The sequence below is a fragment of the Sphingomonas sp. UYAg733 genome (assembly GCF_054057355.1).
On sequence record NZ_JBSRZE010000001.1, the window covers coordinates 956,318 to 974,258 of the forward strand.

At 64.5% G+C, this 17,941-nt stretch carries 17 protein-coding genes; 6 read left to right on the forward strand and 11 right to left on the reverse strand.

Going from position 1 to position 17,941, the window contains the following annotated elements:
* Positions 1-74 precede the first annotated feature (74 nt).
* Positions 75-305, forward strand: a complete 231-nt coding sequence (locus ACVWZA_RS04815) for a hypothetical protein (RefSeq protein ID WP_457309992.1) — start codon at positions 75-77, stop codon at positions 303-305.
* A gap of 103 nt (positions 306-408) precedes the next feature.
* Here the strand turns inward: ACVWZA_RS04815 and ACVWZA_RS04820 are convergent, their stop codons facing one another.
* The 4 genes from ACVWZA_RS04820 to ACVWZA_RS04835 all read right to left on the reverse strand — a co-directional run bounded on the left by ACVWZA_RS04820 (position 409) and on the right by ACVWZA_RS04835 (position 2,860).
* Entirely contained in the window at positions 409-993 is a 585-nt protein-coding gene (locus ACVWZA_RS04820) for a glutathione S-transferase (protein ID WP_457309993.1), read from the reverse strand.
* Positions 990-1,388, reverse strand: coding sequence for a MerR family DNA-binding protein (locus tag ACVWZA_RS04825; protein WP_457309994.1), 399 nt, complete (start codon positions 1,386-1,388; stop codon positions 990-992). The genes ACVWZA_RS04820 and ACVWZA_RS04825 overlap by 4 nt, the downstream gene beginning before the upstream one ends.
* Positions 1,389-1,660: 272 nt before the next feature.
* Complete coding sequence (locus ACVWZA_RS04830) at positions 1,661-2,005, reverse strand: hypothetical protein (RefSeq protein ID WP_457309995.1); 345 nt, start codon at positions 2,003-2,005, stop codon at positions 1,661-1,663.
* Between the two features lie 462 nt (positions 2,006-2,467).
* Positions 2,468-2,860 carry a DUF427 domain-containing protein gene (locus ACVWZA_RS04835; RefSeq protein ID WP_457309996.1) on the reverse strand — a complete coding sequence of 131 codons (393 nt, stop codon included), beginning with the start codon at positions 2,858-2,860 and terminating at the stop codon, positions 2,468-2,470.
* 99 nt (positions 2,861-2,959) lie between these two features.
* On the opposite strand from ACVWZA_RS04835, the gene ACVWZA_RS04840 reads away from it, so the two are divergent.
* Both ACVWZA_RS04840 and ACVWZA_RS04845 read left to right on the forward strand, forming a co-directional pair.
* Positions 2,960-3,643 (forward strand): NAD-dependent epimerase/dehydratase family protein, encoded by a 684-nt coding sequence (locus tag ACVWZA_RS04840; RefSeq protein WP_457309997.1) that lies wholly within the window; start codon positions 2,960-2,962, stop codon positions 3,641-3,643.
* Between the two features lie 156 nt (positions 3,644-3,799).
* Positions 3,800-5,095, forward strand: a complete 1,296-nt coding sequence (locus ACVWZA_RS04845; protein ID WP_457309998.1) for an Hsp70 family protein — start codon at positions 3,800-3,802, stop codon at positions 5,093-5,095.
* A 315-nt stretch (positions 5,096-5,410) separates the two neighbouring features.
* Here ACVWZA_RS04845 and ACVWZA_RS04850 read toward each other — a convergent pair whose 3' ends face one another.
* Together ACVWZA_RS04850 and ACVWZA_RS04855 are read right to left on the reverse strand one after the other, a co-directional pair.
* Positions 5,411-5,782 (reverse strand): hypothetical protein, encoded by a 372-nt coding sequence (locus ACVWZA_RS04850; RefSeq protein WP_457309999.1) that lies wholly within the window; start codon positions 5,780-5,782, stop codon positions 5,411-5,413.
* Between the two features lie 170 nt (positions 5,783-5,952).
* Entirely contained in the window at positions 5,953-7,200 is a 1,248-nt protein-coding gene (locus ACVWZA_RS04855) for an esterase-like activity of phytase family protein (RefSeq protein ID WP_457310000.1), read from the reverse strand.
* Positions 7,201-7,705: 505 nt separating this feature from the next.
* On the opposite strand from ACVWZA_RS04855, the gene mddA reads away from it, so the two are divergent.
* Positions 7,706-8,440: a methanethiol S-methyltransferase gene (gene mddA / locus ACVWZA_RS04860; protein ID WP_457310001.1), complete on the forward strand. Its 735-nt coding sequence runs from the start codon at positions 7,706-7,708 to the stop codon at positions 8,438-8,440.
* 4 nt (positions 8,441-8,444) lie between these two features.
* Here mddA and ACVWZA_RS04865 read toward each other — a convergent pair whose 3' ends face one another.
* From ACVWZA_RS04865 to ACVWZA_RS04875, 3 genes are read right to left on the reverse strand one after another with little or no spacing between them, the layout of a single operon-like run.
* Positions 8,445-8,987: a hypothetical protein gene (locus ACVWZA_RS04865; RefSeq protein WP_457310002.1), complete on the reverse strand. Its 543-nt coding sequence runs from the start codon at positions 8,985-8,987 to the stop codon at positions 8,445-8,447.
* Positions 8,984-10,006: a LacI family DNA-binding transcriptional regulator gene (locus tag ACVWZA_RS04870; RefSeq protein ID WP_457310003.1), complete on the reverse strand. Its 1,023-nt coding sequence runs from the start codon at positions 10,004-10,006 to the stop codon at positions 8,984-8,986. Before ACVWZA_RS04870 ends, ACVWZA_RS04865 begins: the two co-directional genes overlap by 4 nt.
* The gene (locus tag ACVWZA_RS04875) at positions 10,003-11,334 is read right to left on the reverse strand and encodes an MFS transporter (RefSeq protein ID WP_457310004.1); all 1,332 of its coding nucleotides are present in this window, start codon (positions 11,332-11,334) and stop codon (positions 10,003-10,005) included. The genes ACVWZA_RS04870 and ACVWZA_RS04875 overlap by 4 nt, the downstream gene beginning before the upstream one ends.
* Before the next feature lie 166 nt (positions 11,335-11,500).
* On the opposite strand from ACVWZA_RS04875, the gene ACVWZA_RS04880 reads away from it, so the two are divergent.
* Positions 11,501-13,960: a TonB-dependent receptor gene (locus ACVWZA_RS04880; protein ID WP_457310005.1), complete on the forward strand. Its 2,460-nt coding sequence runs from the start codon at positions 11,501-11,503 to the stop codon at positions 13,958-13,960.
* A gap of 126 nt (positions 13,961-14,086) precedes the next feature.
* Entirely contained in the window at positions 14,087-16,363 is a 2,277-nt protein-coding gene (locus tag ACVWZA_RS04885; RefSeq protein ID WP_457310006.1) for a beta-glucosidase, read from the forward strand.
* A gap of 64 nt (positions 16,364-16,427) precedes the next feature.
* Here the strand turns inward: ACVWZA_RS04885 and ACVWZA_RS04890 are convergent, their stop codons facing one another.
* Together ACVWZA_RS04890 and ACVWZA_RS04895 are read right to left on the reverse strand one after the other, a co-directional pair.
* Positions 16,428-16,733 carry a ribosomal protein L7/L12 gene (locus ACVWZA_RS04890; protein ID WP_457310007.1) on the reverse strand — a complete coding sequence of 102 codons (306 nt, stop codon included), beginning with the start codon at positions 16,731-16,733 and terminating at the stop codon, positions 16,428-16,430.
* An 87-nt stretch (positions 16,734-16,820) separates the two neighbouring features.
* Positions 16,821-17,921 (reverse strand): alpha/beta hydrolase family protein, encoded by a 1,101-nt coding sequence (locus tag ACVWZA_RS04895; RefSeq protein ID WP_457310008.1) that lies wholly within the window; start codon positions 17,919-17,921, stop codon positions 16,821-16,823.
* Positions 17,922-17,941: the final 20 nt, after the last annotated feature.

The following is a 17,941-nucleotide window of genomic DNA, read 5'->3' on the forward strand; positions in this document are numbered from 1 at the left end:
CGCATCCTTTGTCCACCGCCCGCGTAACCGGACCTTAAGCCTCCTATATGTGTTTGAAGAACAGGGAGAGCCAAATGGACAGGACGATACCATCCGACATCATCGAACAATGGATGACCCATTTGCGGCTGCAACGTACCCGCGCGCGCGACATGATCTGGCTGATCGAAAACGGTGCGACCTTCCATGACGGGCACAAGGGCGAGCCGACCACCGATGCGACCGATCGCTGGCTGGGCGAGCAGCAGGCGGTAGTGGCCGAGGTCGACCGGCTGGTCGCGCTGTATGACGAGGTGAATGTTTAGCCGCGACTGACCCTTCTCCGTTCGTTTCGAGCGAAGTCGAGAAACAGGCCATGAGTGCTGCGCAAGGTTTCTCGACTTCGCTCGAAACGAACGGAGGGAGGAGTTACCTCCTCTCCATTGCCCGGACGAACAGGTCCGACGCGATATGCTGCGCGAGCCATGGCTGCACGCCGGGCAAGGTTTGCGCATCGAACCAGTCGCGATCGACCGCCGCGAACTGGCGCACGAACGGCATCAGCGCGATGTCGGTCAGTGAGCGGTTCTCGCCGCAAAGATTGGGGGTGATCGCCAGCCGTTCTTCGAGCACGCCAAGCAACGTCAGCCCCGCCGCGCGATGCTCGATCGGGTCGGCGCCATGGCGGTCGGCATATTTGTAACGGTCGAGATGATGTTTGAACGGACCGTCATTGGCCGCGATCAGCGTGGTGTCGTCGCCGTCCAGCCAGTGCTCCGGATCATGCTCGCCGAGCGTATGGCGCATGATGTCGAGGCTCTCGTCGATCACGCGGCCATCGGGCAAGACCAGCACCGGCACCGTGCCCTTGGGAGATGCGGCGAGCATTGCCGCGGGTTTGTCGCGCAAGCTCAACTCGTGCAGGTCGAACGCCATGCCGCTGATCAGCACCGCCATGCGCGCGCGCATCGCATAGGGACAGCGGCGGAAACTGTAGAGGATGGGCAGGGTCACGCGGTTTCGAACGCCTCGATGATCGGGCAGGGGCCGGTCTTGCCCGCTTCGCACGCGCCAGTCAGCGAGACGAGCGCAACGCGCGCGCGGGTCAGTTTCGCGATCTGCTCATCGAGCGCCTCGAGCCGTGCCGTCGCCAGCGCATGCGCCTCGGCGCGATCTTCGGTGCTGTCGAGCGCGAGCAACCGGGCGATTTCCTCCAGCGTGAAACCGGCGGTCTGCGCACGGCGGATGAAATGCAGCCGGCGGACATCGTCCGCGTCATAGCGCCGCACCTTCCCCCCAGAATCGGCACGCCCCGCGTCGGGCACGCCGAGCAACCCCTTGCGTTGATAGAAGCGTATCGTCTCGACACCGACATCGGCGCTTTTGGCCAGGCCTGAAATGGTCAGCATTTCACCTGTTGACTCTGTACCATGGTACGGATGCTAGAAGCTCTGTCACCCAAGGACAAGATACCTTTGGGCGAACCAGAAGCAGGAGTCGAACATGTCGCAGAAAGTCGAAAACAAGCCCGCCGCCGTTCCGCAAAAGTCGGAAGGCTGCCGTTGCCAGCCCTGCACCTGCAAGAACTGCAGCTGCTGACACGATTGGGGCCGCATCGCGAGATACGGCCCCTTTCAATTTGCCGATTGTGTAGTTCACAAACACCGCCCGCGAATGGTGGCTAGTGGGCGTTACGCCGATAATAGCGCCAGCGCTTGAAGCCCTGAACGGCCCCACCGAAGATTTGCATCGCCGATAGCGTCAGCAGGCCGGCGAAAAACGAACATGCGGCAATCGATGCCATGTCATGAGCAAGCGAATACTGATCCGATTCCGGCCTGGGCAATAAGCGCATAATTGCAAAAAAGCTGAAAAACGCCAGGCAGAAGCCAACGCTGCCAATGGCTAGCCTGATCTTTGGCGCTTCCATGCGTAAGCGCTCTCGTGCGCTGAATACAACGAACAGGGTGATCATCAGGAACGGCAAAAAGATGACGTCGTGAATCGTCCATGTGGTCCAGCTCATATGCGGAGTTTACCTGCAAACCGGACCTTCAGCTAGTGGGTGGCTGCCGCAGAGCCCCATTTCGTCCCGAAATCTGTTGGTCGGCTCTTAGGCGGGTCACGCCGGCCGATGGCGGCGGAGCGGCCAAAAGCTGGTGGTAAGCGGGAGGTCCGCTATGGCCGTGGAGCATTCTCGCTCGCTTCGATGTTGCACTTCGCGGCCGCCGCATCGTCAGGCGTTCTTCCGGGTGGAAGCGTAGCCGCTTCACGTTCCATACAGTGCGAGAATGCTGGCCACTTCGGCGACAGCGCGGCGTCAGGGCGATAGCTTTGGCAGGCCGAGAGGAGGCCGCAAATGCACAGAACGGCGGAACGCATAAAGCGCACTATGGCTTAAAGCGCGAACGCCCGCTAGTGGGCGGAAGCGGTCAAATTTAGGGGGGTTTGTAAGGTATAATCGCGTTCAATTTGACCGTGATACCGATCAGGCGTCGACGATGACCCGGTCGACCCGATCGGGATAGAAGGCGACATGATCCTTGATCTGCGCCACCGCATCATAAGGCGCTTCATAGCTCCAGATCGCGTTGATCGAGCGCTCGCCGCCGGCCGGAATGCTGAAGTAGCTCGCCTCGCCCTTGTACGGGCAATAGCTCGAATGGCTGGTGCGCTCGACCAGCGCCATGTCGAGATCGGCGCGCGGGATGTAATGCACCGGCGGATAGGACGCCTCTTGCAGGGTCAGCGCATTACGGGTGTCGGCGATGGTCTTGCCGGCGACGATCACGCGCACACGCGACGGATCGGCCTTAATCGTGATCGGATGGTCGGGTCCGGGAATCCGGATCGGCTTTTCCGCGATAGTCTGGTCGGACATGGACGGTCTCCTTGCTGCTCAAGATAGGAAGCGCGGGCCCGCGCCACCATGGGCGTTCGGTGCTTTCGTGGGATGCGCGGGGCTGCTAGTCGCAGAGCCATGAAAGTCCTGATCTTCGGTGCGACCGGCATGGTCGGGCGCGGCGTGCTGCGCGAATGTCTGCTCGACGATGGCGTCACCGATGTGATGACGGTCGGCCGCGCGATCACTGGTGCGGTCAGCGATGCCGGCGGCGACAAGCTGCGCGAACTGGTGGTCGAGGATCTGTTCGCGATCGGCGCGGTGCGCGAGAGCCTGCTCCAGTGCGACGCCTGCTTCTTCTGCCTCGGCGTGTCGGTCGCGGGGATGAACGAGGCGGACTATACCCGCATCACGCATGACCTCACTTTGGTCATCGCCGAGCGCGTCGCGGCGCTCAATCCGGATGCGACCTTCGTCTATGTCACTGGCGCGGGCACCAGCGAGCAAAGCCGGATGATGTGGGCGCGGGTCAAGGGCCGGACCGAAGCTGCACTGGCGCGGCTGCCGTTCAAGGCGAGCTTCATGTTCCGCCCGGGGTTCATCCAGCCGCTGCACGGGATCGTGTCGAAGGTCGGATGGTACCGGGCGATCTACGCCATGACCGGCTGGATCGCCGGGCCGGTGCGGCGGCGCTGGCCGGGCGCGGTGACGACGACCGAGAATGTCGGGCGCGCGATGATCGCGGTGGCGCGCGACGGGTTCGACAAACCGGTGCTGGATAACGCCGATATCAATCGGTTGGCGACACGACCCGAACAATAAGCGCCTTTTCCAGGAAGGAAAGGAAGGGCCAGACAGGTTCGGGGTCTGGTTATCGTCACGCCAAACCTCATTCCCGGCTTGCCCTTCGCGCCGACCCGGCGCAAAGGCACCGGCCCGCTGGCCCTGAGACCCGCGCAAAACCCTGAGAGATCCGTCATGCAGACCAAAGGCCCCGTGCTCGGGCTCGATTTCGGCACGACCAACACCGTCGCCGCGCTGGGGCGTGACGGTGCGTCGCCCGAACTGATCGACTTTGACGCGCCCGACGGCCGGGACGCGGTGTTCCGCTCGGCCCTGTGCTTCTGGCATGACGATGCGGCGCGCGGCGGGATCGCGTCGGAGGCGGGGCCATGGGCGATCGCCGAATATCTCGAATACCCGCAGGATAGCCGCTTCGTGCAGTCGTTCAAATCGGTCGCGGCGAGCGCCAGTTTCGAACATGCCTCGATCTTCGAACGGCGCTTGCGCTTCGAGGATCTCGGGCGGCTGTTCCTCGACAAGATGCGCGCGCGCAGCGGCGGGCGGCTGAACGCCGCGCCGGCGCGCGTGGTGGTCGGGCGCCCGGTCGAATATGCCGGCAGCCGGCCCGATGCGGCACTGGCGCGGACGCGCTATGATTTGATGTTCGCAGGGATCGGGGCGGAGATCCATTATGTCTATGAACCGGTCGGCGCGGCGTACAGCTTCGCGTCGCGGCTGACCGAACCGGCAACCGTGCTGGTCGCCGATTTCGGCGGCGGCACCAGCGACTTCTCGGTCGTGCGCATCGCCGCGCCGGGCGCCGCGCGGCGCTGCGAACCGCTTGGCCATGCCGGTATCGGCATCGCCGGCGACCGCTTCGATTACCGCATCATCGACCGGCTGGTGCTGCCGATGCTGGGCAAGGGGAGCACGTACAAGTCGTTCGACAAGCTGCTGGAGATTCCGCGCGGCTACTTCGCCGATTTCGCCGACTGGTCGCGACTGGCGCTGATGCGCAACCGCAAGACCATGGCCGAGCTCGAACAACTGCGCCGCAACGCGACCGACCCGGCGGCGATCGGCCGGATGATCGCGGTGATCGAACAGGAACTGGGTTATCCGCTGTACGATGCGGTCGGCCGGCTGAAGCGCGCATTGTCGAACGACGATCACGCGCATTTCCATTTCGCCGGTGCGGGCCTGACGATCGAGGCCGATGTCACGCGCACCGAATTCGAGACCTGGATCGCCGAGGATATCGCGCGCATCGACCAGACCGTCGACCGCGCGCTGACCGTGGCCGGGGTGACGGCGGCGCAGATCGATCGTGTGTTCCTGACTGGCGGCACATCGCTGACACCACGCGTCCGGGCGATCTTCGAACAGCGCTTCGGTGACGCGGCGATCGCGTCGGGCGGCGAACTCACCTCGATCGCGCATGGCCTTGCGCTGATCGGGCAGGAGGATGATCTGGCCGCCTGGTCGGTCTAGCCGCGCGACAGCGGGTGCAGGGGATTGCGGAGGTTCGACTTCGCGCTATCCTGCGGCAATGGAGATGCTCGGCAGTATCGCTGAAGACATTATTCGGATCGTTGACGATCGGTTCGGCCGCGTCGCCGGTTGGTGTATCGCGGTCATCGCACTCGTTCTGCTTCTGACGGTGCCGTTCTCGATAGCGTGGTATTTTTTCGTCTAGGGCCGATCGACGTACACGTCATCCGTGCGGTGGCTGCGATCGCGTCAGGCGGTGAACTTACTTCGATCAAGCATGGCTCGTGCGGATCAGGCAGGAATTGCCTGATCGGCTTAGGCTGGCGTGGTATGCCGGCCGCGCCGCAGCCAGTCCGAGGTGGATGGGGTGAAAAGCAGCCCGACCGAAACCAGCGACACCATCAGGCCGAACACGATCCGCGCGATGTACCAGGTTGTGAGGGACGGCAACTCTACGGGCTGGGCGATCCAGAGCCATGCTTGAATAAGCAGTCCGAGCGCCACCATGGCGGCGAATATCCACCGCGCGACATTGCTTCGTCGGCGCGAGATGAGCAGCACCAGGGCCATGACGATGACGAAGCCAACCGTCTTCCAGATCACGTCGTCGGTGGGCGACAGGATATAACCCAGTATGAGCATTACGATCTGAATGATCTCGAATGCGGTTATCGTCTTTGGTCGCATCGTCCGTCCTCGTTCAACGTCGCTCTTACCCGACCAGCTTTTTCGCGCTGATTGACCCACTCCCCGTTCGTTTCGAGCGAAGTCGAGAAACAAGCCATAATCGCTGAGCAAGGTTTCTCGACTTCGCTCGAAACGAACGGAGTGATGAGTCCATTCAAACTTGGTTTGACCTAGCCCATCGGTAGATCGGCCGGCAACTCCACTCGCCAGAAGCGCGTTCGCACGCCCTCCGTGCCGAAGTCGTTGTCGTTGACCAGCAGCAATGTGTTTGGCGACAGCACCACCAGCCCTTCGAGGTCGGCGTCTATCTCGGGCAGGTCGTCGGTATCGAGGACCAGCGCCTTTTCGAGCGCGAGGTCGCCGATCAGGCCATCGGCGCTGAGCTGTTCGATCGTCGGGCGAGTTGCGTCGTCGAGCTGGTCGGGGTCGGTCGCATGGGCCGCGTCGAGCCGGACGGCGTAAAGCTTGGTTGTGGCCGAACCGCGTTCGAGGATCAGCAGGCGATCCGGGGCGATCAGCACCAGTTCGCTGATCTTCAGGTCCGACCAGCCGAGCTTGCCCAGCGCCTTGTCGCGCTTGAATGTTTTCGGGCGGTCGAACGGATAGAGATATTGCGCGGCGACCGCGCCGGTCTTCGTGTCCAGTTTCCAGATGCGGACATGGCGCGCCTTGCGATGCGCCTTCTCGTCCGGATGGGCGAGCGGGCTCTGAAAGGCGAGGTACAGCCATGCGCCGTCTTCGGAAAGCGCCAGCGCTTCGAAGCCGCGGTTGATCTGACGGCGGGCGGCGATCGCGGGCAGCGCGCCGACGATCGGATAATCCGCCCCCGCGAACAGGCTCTCCGCGCCGCCCGGCACCCAGCGGGCGATGACTGTGCCGTCGGACCCGACGTGAAGCAGCGAGGGGCCATATTCGTCGGCGATCCAGAAACTGCCGTCCGCCGCCGCGGCCACACCTTCGGTATCGGCGCCGGACGGATCGGCCGCGATGATCGTGCCGTCGAGTGCGATCGCCGGTTCGCTGATACTGTTCGTGCCGCCGGGGGTGGGCAGGCCGGACAGCGTCGCGCCGCTGTGGCCGCGCAATGGAATCGTACGGACGATGGCGACGCAGTCGCCCTTGATGCGCAGTTCGGAAATGGCCGGGCCGATATCGGGACGCGGCATGATCTTGGCGCCTTCGATGTGCGCATAGGGCGCCATCTGCGTCAGGTGATAGCGTTCGAGCGCGAGCTTGACCTTGAGGTTCGGCCCACGATCGCCGACCGCCCAGATCGTCCCCGGCGGATCGCCTGCGCGGCGCGCAAGGCCTGAGCCAAGCCCGCGCGTGATGGTCAGCGCGCCGCCGGGCAGGTCGAGCGTCGCGAGAACCTCGTCGGTGAAGTCGAGCAGGGTGGCGCGGATGCGGCTGTCGGTCATGCTGTTTACCTGCCACATCGCGCGGCGATGTGAAAAGCGCATCGTCGCCACGAATCCGCAACGTGGCTGAATCGAGCCGATTCAAACGCGCGCTGCGCACGCGATATTATCACATCCTATTGATATATGACGATATTATGAGGTTCCTGACGTCCGAGATATGACACATTACGGTGTGACATATCTCCCCCGAAACGTCTCGCGGTTCGATTCAAACTGGCTGAAACTCCGGCCACAAGGTTCCACGCGGCACCTCATCGACTGCCGAAACGCTCTTTCACATGACCAAGACAATGAAGAGTGCAGCGGCCACAGGCGCGAGGCGGCGAGGCCCACCCGCCATGCATTGGGCAAATTGACCGAACTCCGCTGGCCCGTGGCAATGGTGCCGCGTTCAAAGCAGGCAGTTGGTCATCGACCCGATACTATCCGCGCTGCCGGATACTTGCCGTTGCAAAATATGGCTTACGTCATATGCTCGCCCCATATTTGGGGGAGGGCGAAGATGAGTCGCACATTCTACCTGCTGTTCGGCGTTGTCGCCTATGTCGTATTTTTCGCGACTTTTCTTTACCTTATCGCATTTGTCGGTGACCTGCCGTGGGTGCCGGTGACGATCGATCGCGGCGGCGCCTCGATTGCGGTCGTGCCCGCCGCGGCGATCGACCTGGTGCTGATCGCACTGTTCGGCGTGCAGCATAGCGTGATGGCGCGGCCCGCCTTCAAGCGCGCCTGGACCAGGATCGTGCCCGAACCGATCGAGCGTAGCGTGTATGTGCTGGCCGCCAGCCTGGTGCTCATCCTGCTGTTATGGCAGTGGCGCCCGATCCCGGCGACGCTGTGGCTCGTGCAGGCCCCGGCGCTGGCCGGAATCTTGTGGGCGCTGTTCGGGCTGGGCTGGTTGGTCGTATTGCTCAGCACCTTCCTGATCAGTCATTTCGAACTGTTCGGCTTGAAGCAAATATGGGGGCATCTGCGCGGGCAGGGCGCGGTTGCGCCGACATTTCGCACGCCCTTCTTCTACCGGCTGGTGCGCCATCCTTTATATAGCGGCTTCATCCTCGCCTTCTGGGCGACGCCGCATATGACCATCGGCCATCTCGTGCTGGCGGTCGGCACGTTCGTCTATATCCTGATCGCGATCCACCATGAGGAACGCGATCTGGTCGACCTGTTCGGCGACAAATACGAGAGCTATCGCGGCGAAGTGGGGATGCTGACGCCGAAATTGCGGCGCTGACCGCTCAGCGATCGACCGGCCGCAATTCCAGATCCGCTGCCGGTTCCGTCTGTGCGGCCGCGCGGAACTGGGTGAGGAAGGTCGCGCGGTCGGCGAAGATGCAGGAGGCGGCGGATTGCGGGTCGCGGCTGACATGGCCGCCGCTGCGCTCGATCGCCTCACGCGCGGCGCCGGCACAAGCGAGGATCGAGATGCGATAGCCGCCCGCCCTGGTGTCGAGCAGGACGAAACCAGCGCTCGAATCGGGACGCCCAGCCGATATTTGCTGGAGCTGGACGATGAAACGGCCCGGGAGCGCCGGATCGACCGGCACGACGATCGCGCGCCACGGATTGTCCGGGCCAGTGATCGACAGGCTATGGTCGGGCTGCTGCGCGATCGTGATGGTATCGCCGCTTTCCGGTGACTGTACGCCGGGTTCGACAAGGCGGTAGCGACCGTCCGGGATCGCCTGCACCGCTTGTTCGGCGGTGAACCAGGCCGCGCCGTTCCAGCATGCCGACAAGACAAGCAATGCGGCGAGCGCGATCGGCGTGCGTCGCATCATGGCCGCGGCGCGGCGGTGCTTGATCGCAGTATGATCTCATAGGGGAGGCTGCGATTGAGTTGCGACTTGTCCGCCTCGGTCGAATAGCCCGGACTGGTCACGATATCGACCGCCGCCGCCGCCATCTCGGCGTTGGGCTGACGCACGGTGGTCAGTTGTGGCCAGGCAACGCGCGCGACCGGGGCATCGTCGAACCCCGCCACCGACAGCGTGTCCGGCACCATGATGCCAAGCCGGATCGCGGTGACCAGCACGCCCAGCGCCATATCGTCATTGCTCGCGAAGATCGCGCTCGGGCGGTCGTCGCCGGCCAGGATCGTCTCGCCCAGCCGCAGCCCCGAGCGGAACGAGAAATCGCCCTCCAGCACGCGCCGGTCGACGATCGCCAGCCCGGCCTCGGCCATCGCATCGCAAAAGCCGTGATAGCGGAACGCCGACACGCCGTGCATCGGATCGCCCTTGATAAAGGCGATGTCGCGATGGCCGAGCCCGATCAGGTGCCGCGTCATGTCGCGCGCCGCGGCGCGGTCATCCATCCGCACCGAGGCCGATCGTTCGTCATCACCGCTTGGCGAGATGCGCACGAACGGCAGGCCATGACGCTCCAGCAGGTCGATCAGGTCGGCGCGATCGCACAAGGGCGGGGTGAGGATCGCACCGCCCAGGTTGAGCGCGCGCAGGCCCGTGTCGATCATGTCGAGCCATTCGGCCTTGCCCGTGTCGAGCGGCTCGATCACCAGATGATACCCCAGGTCGCGGCTGCGCAGCAGCGCGCCGACCTGCACATCGGTGGCGTAACCCGATGCGGGATCGTCGACCAGCAGGCCGAGCAGATAGGATTTCGAACTCGACAGGCTGCGCGCGAAACTGTTCGGGCGATACCCCATCTCGCGCACCACGCGCATCACCGCCTCGCGCACCGGCGGGCGGACATGTTCCTCGTCGTTGATCACCCGCGACACCGTCTTGGGCGAGACCCCGGCACGCGCGGCGACTTCCTTGATCGTGATCGGCTTCATCGCGCGCTATCCTCTGCCCCAATAGCTTCTGGCCCAATAGCTTCTGGCCCAATAGCGCCCGGCCCCCCGGCCGGACGCGGCGTGCGGCAGTGCGCGGCGAATGATGCGATGACGATATAGCAGGCCGCCGGCAGCAGCAGCGACAATGCCAGCCCGATCCGGTCGGCCAGCACACCGGTCAGCAGCGGCACGATCGCCCCGCCGACCACCGCCATGCACAGGAACATCGAACCGAGCGGCGCCTTGGCCTCGTCGCCGGGCAGCGCCAGCGCATAGATTGTCGGGTACATGATCGAATTGCACAGCCCGACCGCGATCAGCGCGACCGCGCCGGTTATGCCACCGCTGAGACTCGCCAATGTCGTCAATGCCATCGCGCCGATCGCGACCGATGCGAGCAGCAACCCGGCATCGATCCGCCTGAGCAGCCATGCACCGGCGAAGCGCCCGATCATCGCCCCACCCCAATAAAGGCTGACCAGCTGTCCGGCGGCAAGCGGCGCCGAGTGGAGAATATCGGGCAGCATCAGGAAATTGGGGATCAGCGTACCGATCGCGACCTCCGCCCCGACATAGGCGAACATCGCCACCGTGCCGCCGAGCAGCCGCCGGTTGCGCAGCACTGCCGGCAGCGTGCCGAACACCGCGCCCATCCCCGTCGCGACCGAACCCGGCCGGGCCCGGCCAAGCAAGTCGCGCTGTCGGTAAAAGGCGATGGCGAGCAGCCCGAGCAGGATCGCCCCGACCACGAACGGCGCCGCATCCGCCCCTAAACCCGCAGACCGCGGGCCACCCGGATCGATCCCGATCGACCCGAGCAGGAACACCGCACCGATCAGCGGCCCGAGCACCGTGCCGAGCGAATTGAACCCCTGCAACAGAGTCAGCCGCGCCGCCGCGTGGCGCGACGGGCCGACCACGGTCACCACGGTGTTGGCGGCGATCTGCAGAAAGGTGATCCCAGTCGACAGAGTCAGCAACGCGAGCAGCACCAGCGCGAACGAGCGCCACTCCGCCGATCCGATCAGCGCCAGGCAGCCGGCGACCATCACGCTTAGCCCGGCGACGATCGAGCGCATGTAACCGACGCGCAGAATCACCACCGCGATCGGAAAGGCGAACAGCAGGTAACTCAGATGGAAAGCGAACTGCACCAGTAGCGCGCGAGTATAATCGAGCCCCAGCGTCAGCGTCAGCCGCGGCACCAGCAAACCGACGATCGATGTGAGGAATCCGCCGAGGAAAAACACCCCGATCGACAGGTCGAACAAAGACTTGCTGATCCGCGCGTCGGGGTTTGGTTGGGGATCGGATCGGGGCGATTGCACACGCCGTTCTAACGCAGCGATGCATCTGTGCAACAGGTCGGGATAAATTTGACATCGATGTCGCCATTCGTTGACATCGATGTCAAATATTTCTTGACATCGATGTCAAGCTCGCCTTCTGAGCGGGGTAAGCCTGATCAAAAAGGCTCACTCCAGGGAGGAATGCATGAAACGGTATCTGCTTGCTGCGAGCACCATGCTCGCCACGTCGCTCGTCGCCGCACCCGCTTTCGCGCAGGCTGCGCCAGTGGCCCCCACCGGCAGCGTCGAACAGGCTGCCGAACCGGCCGCCCCGGTCGATGACGGCGACATCCTGGTCACCGCCACGCGGCGCGAGACCAGCCTGCAAAAGACCCCGCTTGCCGTCTCTGCATTCAGCCAGGAAAGCCTCAACCGGCAACAGGTCAACAATATCACCGATCTGGCGCGCTTCGTGCCCAGCCTGCAGTTCAACCAGCAAGGCGACCAGTCGGCCGTGCTGCTGACCCTGCGCGGCATCGGCAACGACACCGCCTTCACCGAAGTCGCCGACCCTGAGGTCGCAATCTATATCGACGGCATCTATTCGCCGCGCGCGCAGGGCGCGTCGGTGCTGATGTACGACATGGAGCGCGTCGAAGTGTCGCGCGGACCGCAGGGCACGTTGTTCGGGCGCAATGCGACCGCCGGCGCGGTCGGGCTGATCTCGGCCAAGCCGACCTTCGACAAGATGAGCGGCTATGCCGAGGCGATCGTCGGCGATTACAACCGGGTCGGCACGCGTGGTGCGATCAACATACCGATCAGCGACACGCTGGCGGCACGCTTCGCCTTCGTCACCGAACGCCATAACGGTTATGCCGATTTCCAGGCCGCGCCGAACGTGCCCAATGTCGATCGGTCGGCATTCATCACCACCGGCAAGAAATATTACGCGCAGGACCAGATGTCCGGCCGTCTCAGCCTGTTGTGGCAGCCGAGCGACCGCTTCTCCTGGAACCTCAGCGCGGAAGGATTCCTCGACAAGGGTGCGCCTGTCATCTCGTTGCTGCAGACGCCACGCGCCGGCACCAGGCTCTTCTCGACGCTCAGCGACACCGCCCCCGATACCGATCGTTATTCGGTCGCGGTGCGCAGCACAATGAACCTCGACATCAGCGACAAAGCGCAGATCAGCTATATCGCTGGTTTCTCGCGGCTCGGCGGCAGCACTCAGGCGGATGCCGATGCCGGCGCCCTGCCGCCGACCGGCGGGTTCGATCCGGTGAGCGGATTGCAGCTCTATCTCGGCGGGTTCGGAGAGAATCGCACGGTCAAGTCGCGTTATGATTTCACCAGTCACGAACTGCAGTTGAAATCGACCGGTGAGAACCGCTTCGACTATATCCTCGGCGCCTATTATTCGCACGAGAACAACAGCATCCGCTTCGATGTCGATCAGCGCGACGGCTATCGCGATGGCACCACCCGCGCCTTTGTCGGCAGTTTCATCCAGGCCAAGCGCACGATCGACTCGCTCGCCGGTTTCGGTCAGGTCACCTGGCACGCGACCGATGCGATCCGCCTGACCGGCGGCCTGCGCTATACGCATGACCGCAAGGCGGATATCGGCGGGCGCAACGTCACCGCCTTTGGTTGCCCGGCGATCGGCGATCCGTCGTGCACCGCCAACTTCTTCGGCGCCTATCCCGATGCCACCGCAGCGGAGCTGATCGCGCTCTTCCCGCAGGGCAATTTCTCGATCTCCAGCAATGACGTCAAGGGCAGCTGGGGCAAGCTTACCTATCTCGCCCGCGTCGATGCCGATCTCGCGCCCGGCACGCTCGGTTATGCGAGCATCAGCAGCGGCTTCAAATCGGGCAACATCCAGGACGGCGGCCGGACCACCGACCCGGAAACCATCACCAACTATGAGGTCGGCCTGAAAAGCCGCTTCTTCGACCGGCGCGTGACGCTCAACCTGGCGGCCTATTATTCCGATTTCCGTGGGTATCAGGTCAACCAGGTTATCACGATCCGCGATGCCAACGGCAACACGATCAGCAGCCAGGTCGGCACGCAGAACGCAAAGGGCGCCAAGGCCTATGGCTTCGAAGCGGAACTCAACGCCAATCTGACCGACCATGACCGGCTGCAATTCGCCGGCACGCTGCAAAAGACGCGGCTCGACACGCTGGTCGCGATCGACGGCCGCTTCGACGATGGCGGCAACACCGCCGCTGCCCGCGACCTGAAAGGCAACGAACTGCCCCACGCGCCGCGCTTCTCGGCGACCGCCAGTTACGAACATGATTTCATGTTGCCGGGCGGCGGACGGATCACGCCACGCGGTACGATCCATTACGAGACCAAGAGCTACCTGACCTATTTCAACGGCGACTTCAAACCGCGCACGCTGACCACCGGACAGGTCGTGGTCTATGGCGAAGGCTTCGACAGCCAGAAGTCCTATACGCGCAGCGATTTCGCGCTGCGCTACACCGCGCCGGGCGACAGCTTCAGCGTTGAAGCGTTCGTCCAGAATATCGAGGACAGCAAGATCCGCACCGGCGCCACCACATTCGGCCCGACGCGCTACGACCCCGTCTTCCTCTCGGTCTATCAATCGCCACGCACCTTTGGTGCCCGTGTCAGGGCGGCGTTCTGATAGACCTGGTGGGCAAGATCACCCCAAACCCTTGCTGGTCTTGCCCACCCTTTTGTCCGTGAAGAAACACCGGCGCCGCTCCTGCAGCATGGCGTCCGGCTGTCAGCGTGTGGAAAGCGACATTATATGGTGAGTTTCCGGAGCCGGGCAGTGATCGGCGCGATGCTGGTATCGACGGCGCTGCCGACCATGGTCGATGCGCGCACCCCGAAGCGCGCCGCCACCGCGCCCGCCAAAGCCCCGGCAAAAATTGGCGCCGAAGCGCGTGCGGCTAAGCTGGTCAAGCGGATGACCCGCGCCGAAAAGCTCCAGCTCGCCTTCAGCTTCTTCCCGCCTCATGCGACGGGCAAGCCGGGTTCGCCGACCGACATGATCCCGTCGGCCGGGCATGTCCCGCCGATCCCGCGCCTCGGCATCCCGGCGCTGCGCGAAAGCGATGCGAGCCTTGGCGTCGCCAACCAGGTCGAACAGCGCAAAGGCGATGTCGCGACCGCGCTTCCCGCCGGGCTCGCCACCGCCGCGACCTTCGATCCCGATTTTGCTTATCGCGGCGGCGCGATGATCGGGTCGGAAGCGCGCGCCAAGCGCTTCAACATATTGCTTGCCGGCGGCGTCAATTTGACGCGCGATCCGTGGAACGGGCGTAATTTCGAATATCTCGGTGAGGATCCGCTGCTCGCCGGCACAATGGCGGGCGAAGCGATCCGCGGCGTGCAGAGCAACAACATCGTCTCCACGGTCAAGCATTACGCGCTTAATTCGCAGGAGACCGGGCGCATGGTGTCCAACGCGCGCATCGGCGAGGCGGCGCTGCGCGAAAGCGACCTGCTCGCGTTCGAGATCGCGATCGAGCGCGGTCGTCCCGGATCGGTGATGTGCGCCTATAATCAGGTCAATAGCGACTATGCGTGCGAGAACCGGACGCTGCTGACCGACATATTGCGCCGCGACTGGGGCTATAAGGGCTGGGTCATGTCCGACTGGGGCGGCGTTCATTCGACCGCCAAGGCCGCGCTTGCCGGGCTCGACCAGCAATCGGGCAAGGAACTCGACAAGCAACCCTATTTCGCCGCACCGCTTGCCGCCGCGATTGCCGATGGCAGCGTGCCCGAAGCGCGGCTCGACGAGATGGCCACGCGCATCCTGACCGGCGTGATCGAAAACGGCCTGCTTGAGCATCCGATGCCGGCCACCGCTCAGCCGATCGATTACGCCAGCAACGCGGTGATCGCGCAGCGTACCGCCGAAGCGGGTATCGTCCTGCTCAAGAACGACAACGCCATCCTGCCGCTGGCGAAGACCGCCAGACGCATCGTGCTGATTGGCGGCCATGCCGATGTCGGCGTCCTGTCGGGTGGCGGGTCGTCACAGGTCCGCTCGGTCGGCGGCGTGCCGGTCGAGATCCCGCTGACCAGCGGCGCCGCGGCCTCGTTCGCGCGCGTCACCTATCACGCCTCCTCGCCGCTCGCCGCGATCCGCAAGCTCGCGCCGGGTGCCGAGGTGGTCTTCGTCGATGGCAGCGACCCCGCCGCCGCCGCCGTCGCCGCCAAGGCCGCCGATGTCGCGATCGTCTTCGCGACGCAGTGGCAGACCGAGGCACAGGACGCCGAAACACTTGTCCTGCCCGATAAGCAGGACGCGCTGATCGATGCGGTCGCCGCCGCCAATCGCAAGACGATCGTCGTACTCGAAACCGGCGGTCCGGTGCTGATGCCGTGGATCGACCGCGTCGATGGCGTGATCCAGGCCTGGTATCCCGGCCAGCGCGGCGGCGAGGCGATCGCCGGCATCGTGTTCGGCACGGTCAACCCATCGGGTCGCCTGCCGATCACTTTCCCGCGCTCGGCCGATCAGGCGCCGCGCCCCGCTCCGGTCGGGCTGGAAACGCTCAAGACCGCCGCCGATCGCACCGCCGCCGCCAATTCGAACGGTGCCGCGGGCGCCGCCCCGATCCATTTCCCGATCGACTATCAGGAGGGTAGCGATGTCGGGTATCGTTGGTACGCGGCGAAGCGCCTGACCCCGCTTTTCCCGTTCGGCCACGGCCTGTCCTATACCAGCTTCGCCTATGCCAATTTGAAGGTCGGTGGTGGCACGACCCTGACGATCAGCTTCGACGTGACCAACAAGGGCGCCCGGGCCGGCGCCGATGTGCCGCAGGTCTATGTCGCACGCGCCAGCGGCGCCCCGCGCCTCGCCGCCTTTCAGCGCGTGACGCTGAAACCGGGCGAGACCCGCCACGTCACGCTGACCGCCGAACCGCGCATCCTCGCCGATTGGGATGTGACCGGCCATCAATGGCATATCGCCGGCGGATCCTATCGCGTCGTGGTGGCCAAGGATGCAGCCGCTGCCGGGCTTGCGGCAGAGACTGTGTTGAAGGAGCGGCGCTTCACGAAGTGAGGGTCGGTCTCTTCCAACAACGCCGCTTGTGACTCCTTGAGCAGCCCGCTACCCGGCGTCGGCGTTATTCCAGCGCCTCGACCAGATCCTTGGTGTCCTTCAGCCCCAGATGAGTGACCTCGCGCGCAAGCTTGATCGCGTCGATCTTGCGCCCCGCCGCGAGTAGTGCGCGCACCTCCGCCTCGACTTCGGGCGGCAACACCGTGACCGGCGCGGTGGCCGGGCTCTCGCGCCGCGTCGGCAGCGGCCGATAGGCCGATGGCTGCCCGCCGAGCAGCGGATCGCGCCCGCGCGACGGACGCAGCGCAAGGGCGAGCAGCAGGATGAAGATCGCGCCGATCACGATCAGGACGGGAATGGGGACGAACATCGCGGCTCCTGTACGACGGGCGCCGACGGATACCGCACCCTTCAGGCGAATGCACGATATGCCCCGCGAATTCCCGGCAGCTATCGATCAGGGCGCGCCGAGATAGCGACCGAACAATATCAGTGCCTGCCGGATCGCCAACTCGTGCGCCGCCGCCTGCGGTCCCGCCAACTCACACAGCTTCACCGTCGCCGCCATGCCGGGCAGGCAGGTCGAAAGGAAAGTGTAATGCCCCGCACCCGGCACGATGCTGAGCTTCGCGCCCGGGATCAGCCGCGCGGCGACGCGCGCGTTGGTGCCGGGTTCGGCGATCGTATCGGCATCGCCGACGATCATGCCGACCGGCTTGCGCAGCACGGCCAGGCTCCTGGGGTCGAGCGCCTGGATCAGCGCGGGCGCGATGGCGAACACCGCCTTCACACTGGGCAAAGAATGATCGTGCGTCGCTACGGCCTGAAGCGCCGCGACCTGCGGGTCTAGCAGCGCCTGGTCGCGATCGGCCTTGGTCGCCTTGAACTCGATCTGCGGCTTGCACACGCCGTCCTGCGGATGGGCGTTGCAGAAAACCAGGAACCGGTTGGGGTCGGCGCGCGCACCGCCGAGCGTCAACGCGGTATAACCGCCGGCGGAAAAGCCCGACGCGCCGACCCGCTTCAGGTCGAGATGCGGCCCGAACTCCTTGTCCTCCGCCATCGCTTGCAATGCACGCTTCAAATCCTCCGGACGTTCCCACCACAGAAAGGCGCCCGGCACGGTCATCGTGTCGATCCCGTTATTGCCGGGATGATCGACCGCGATCACCACATACCCCGCCCTGGCCAGCGCAATGCCGAACCAGCCCATCATCCGTGCGCTGCCGCCGAAACCATGCGAGAGCAGGATCACCGCACGCTTGCGGCCCGCCGCGTCGGCGGCGAACGGAGCATCGGCGGCAATTTCGCCGACCGCGAAGATCGGTTGTGCGGGCGGGCCGATCACCAGCGGCGCGGCCTTCGTCCCGACCTTGGCCGGATACCAGATCGTGACGCGCAATTCCGCGCTGTGCGTCGCGTCGCGCACCGCTGCGGAAGGCATGGTGGTGACGCGATGCGCCTCGCCGACCACGTCGGCAAAGGCCGGCGCGGCGGTGGCGAGCAGGGCGAAAGCCGCCAGGATCAGGGAATCGGCCAGGCGCTTGAGGGGATCCATCAGGCGAACTCCAATGTTGT

What these genes read in the sequence shown, in the direction of transcription:
- ACVWZA_RS04895 (WP_457310008.1), bottom strand. Translation starts at nt 17,921, where the DNA reads ATGGATCCCCTCAAGCGCCTGGCCGATTCCCTGATCCTGGCGGCTTTC.
- ACVWZA_RS04865 (WP_457310002.1), bottom strand. Translation starts at nt 8,987, where the DNA reads ATGATGCGACGCACGCCGATCGCGCTCGCCGCATTGCTTGTCTTGTCG.
- ACVWZA_RS04825 (WP_457309994.1), bottom strand. Translation starts at nt 1,388, where the DNA reads ATGCTGACCATTTCAGGCCTGGCCAAAAGCGCCGATGTCGGTGTCGAG.
- ACVWZA_RS04845 (WP_457309998.1), top strand. Translation starts at nt 3,800, where the DNA reads ATGCAGACCAAAGGCCCCGTGCTCGGGCTCGATTTCGGCACGACCAAC.
- ACVWZA_RS04870 (WP_457310003.1), bottom strand. Translation starts at nt 10,006, where the DNA reads ATGAAGCCGATCACGATCAAGGAAGTCGCCGCGCGTGCCGGGGTCTCG.
- mddA (WP_457310001.1), top strand. Translation starts at nt 7,706, where the DNA reads ATGAGTCGCACATTCTACCTGCTGTTCGGCGTTGTCGCCTATGTCGTA.
- ACVWZA_RS04815 (WP_457309992.1), top strand. Translation starts at nt 75, where the DNA reads ATGGACAGGACGATACCATCCGACATCATCGAACAATGGATGACCCAT.
- ACVWZA_RS04835 (WP_457309996.1), bottom strand. Translation starts at nt 2,860, where the DNA reads ATGTCCGACCAGACTATCGCGGAAAAGCCGATCCGGATTCCCGGACCC.
- ACVWZA_RS04840 (WP_457309997.1), top strand. Translation starts at nt 2,960, where the DNA reads ATGAAAGTCCTGATCTTCGGTGCGACCGGCATGGTCGGGCGCGGCGTG.
- ACVWZA_RS04890 (WP_457310007.1), bottom strand. Translation starts at nt 16,733, where the DNA reads ATGTTCGTCCCCATTCCCGTCCTGATCGTGATCGGCGCGATCTTCATC.
- ACVWZA_RS04880 (WP_457310005.1), top strand. Translation starts at nt 11,501, where the DNA reads ATGAAACGGTATCTGCTTGCTGCGAGCACCATGCTCGCCACGTCGCTC.
- ACVWZA_RS04855 (WP_457310000.1), bottom strand. Translation starts at nt 7,200, where the DNA reads ATGACCGACAGCCGCATCCGCGCCACCCTGCTCGACTTCACCGACGAG.
- ACVWZA_RS04830 (WP_457309995.1), bottom strand. Translation starts at nt 2,005, where the DNA reads ATGAGCTGGACCACATGGACGATTCACGACGTCATCTTTTTGCCGTTC.
- ACVWZA_RS04850 (WP_457309999.1), bottom strand. Translation starts at nt 5,782, where the DNA reads ATGCGACCAAAGACGATAACCGCATTCGAGATCATTCAGATCGTAATG.
- ACVWZA_RS04885 (WP_457310006.1), top strand. Translation starts at nt 14,087, where the DNA reads ATGGTGAGTTTCCGGAGCCGGGCAGTGATCGGCGCGATGCTGGTATCG.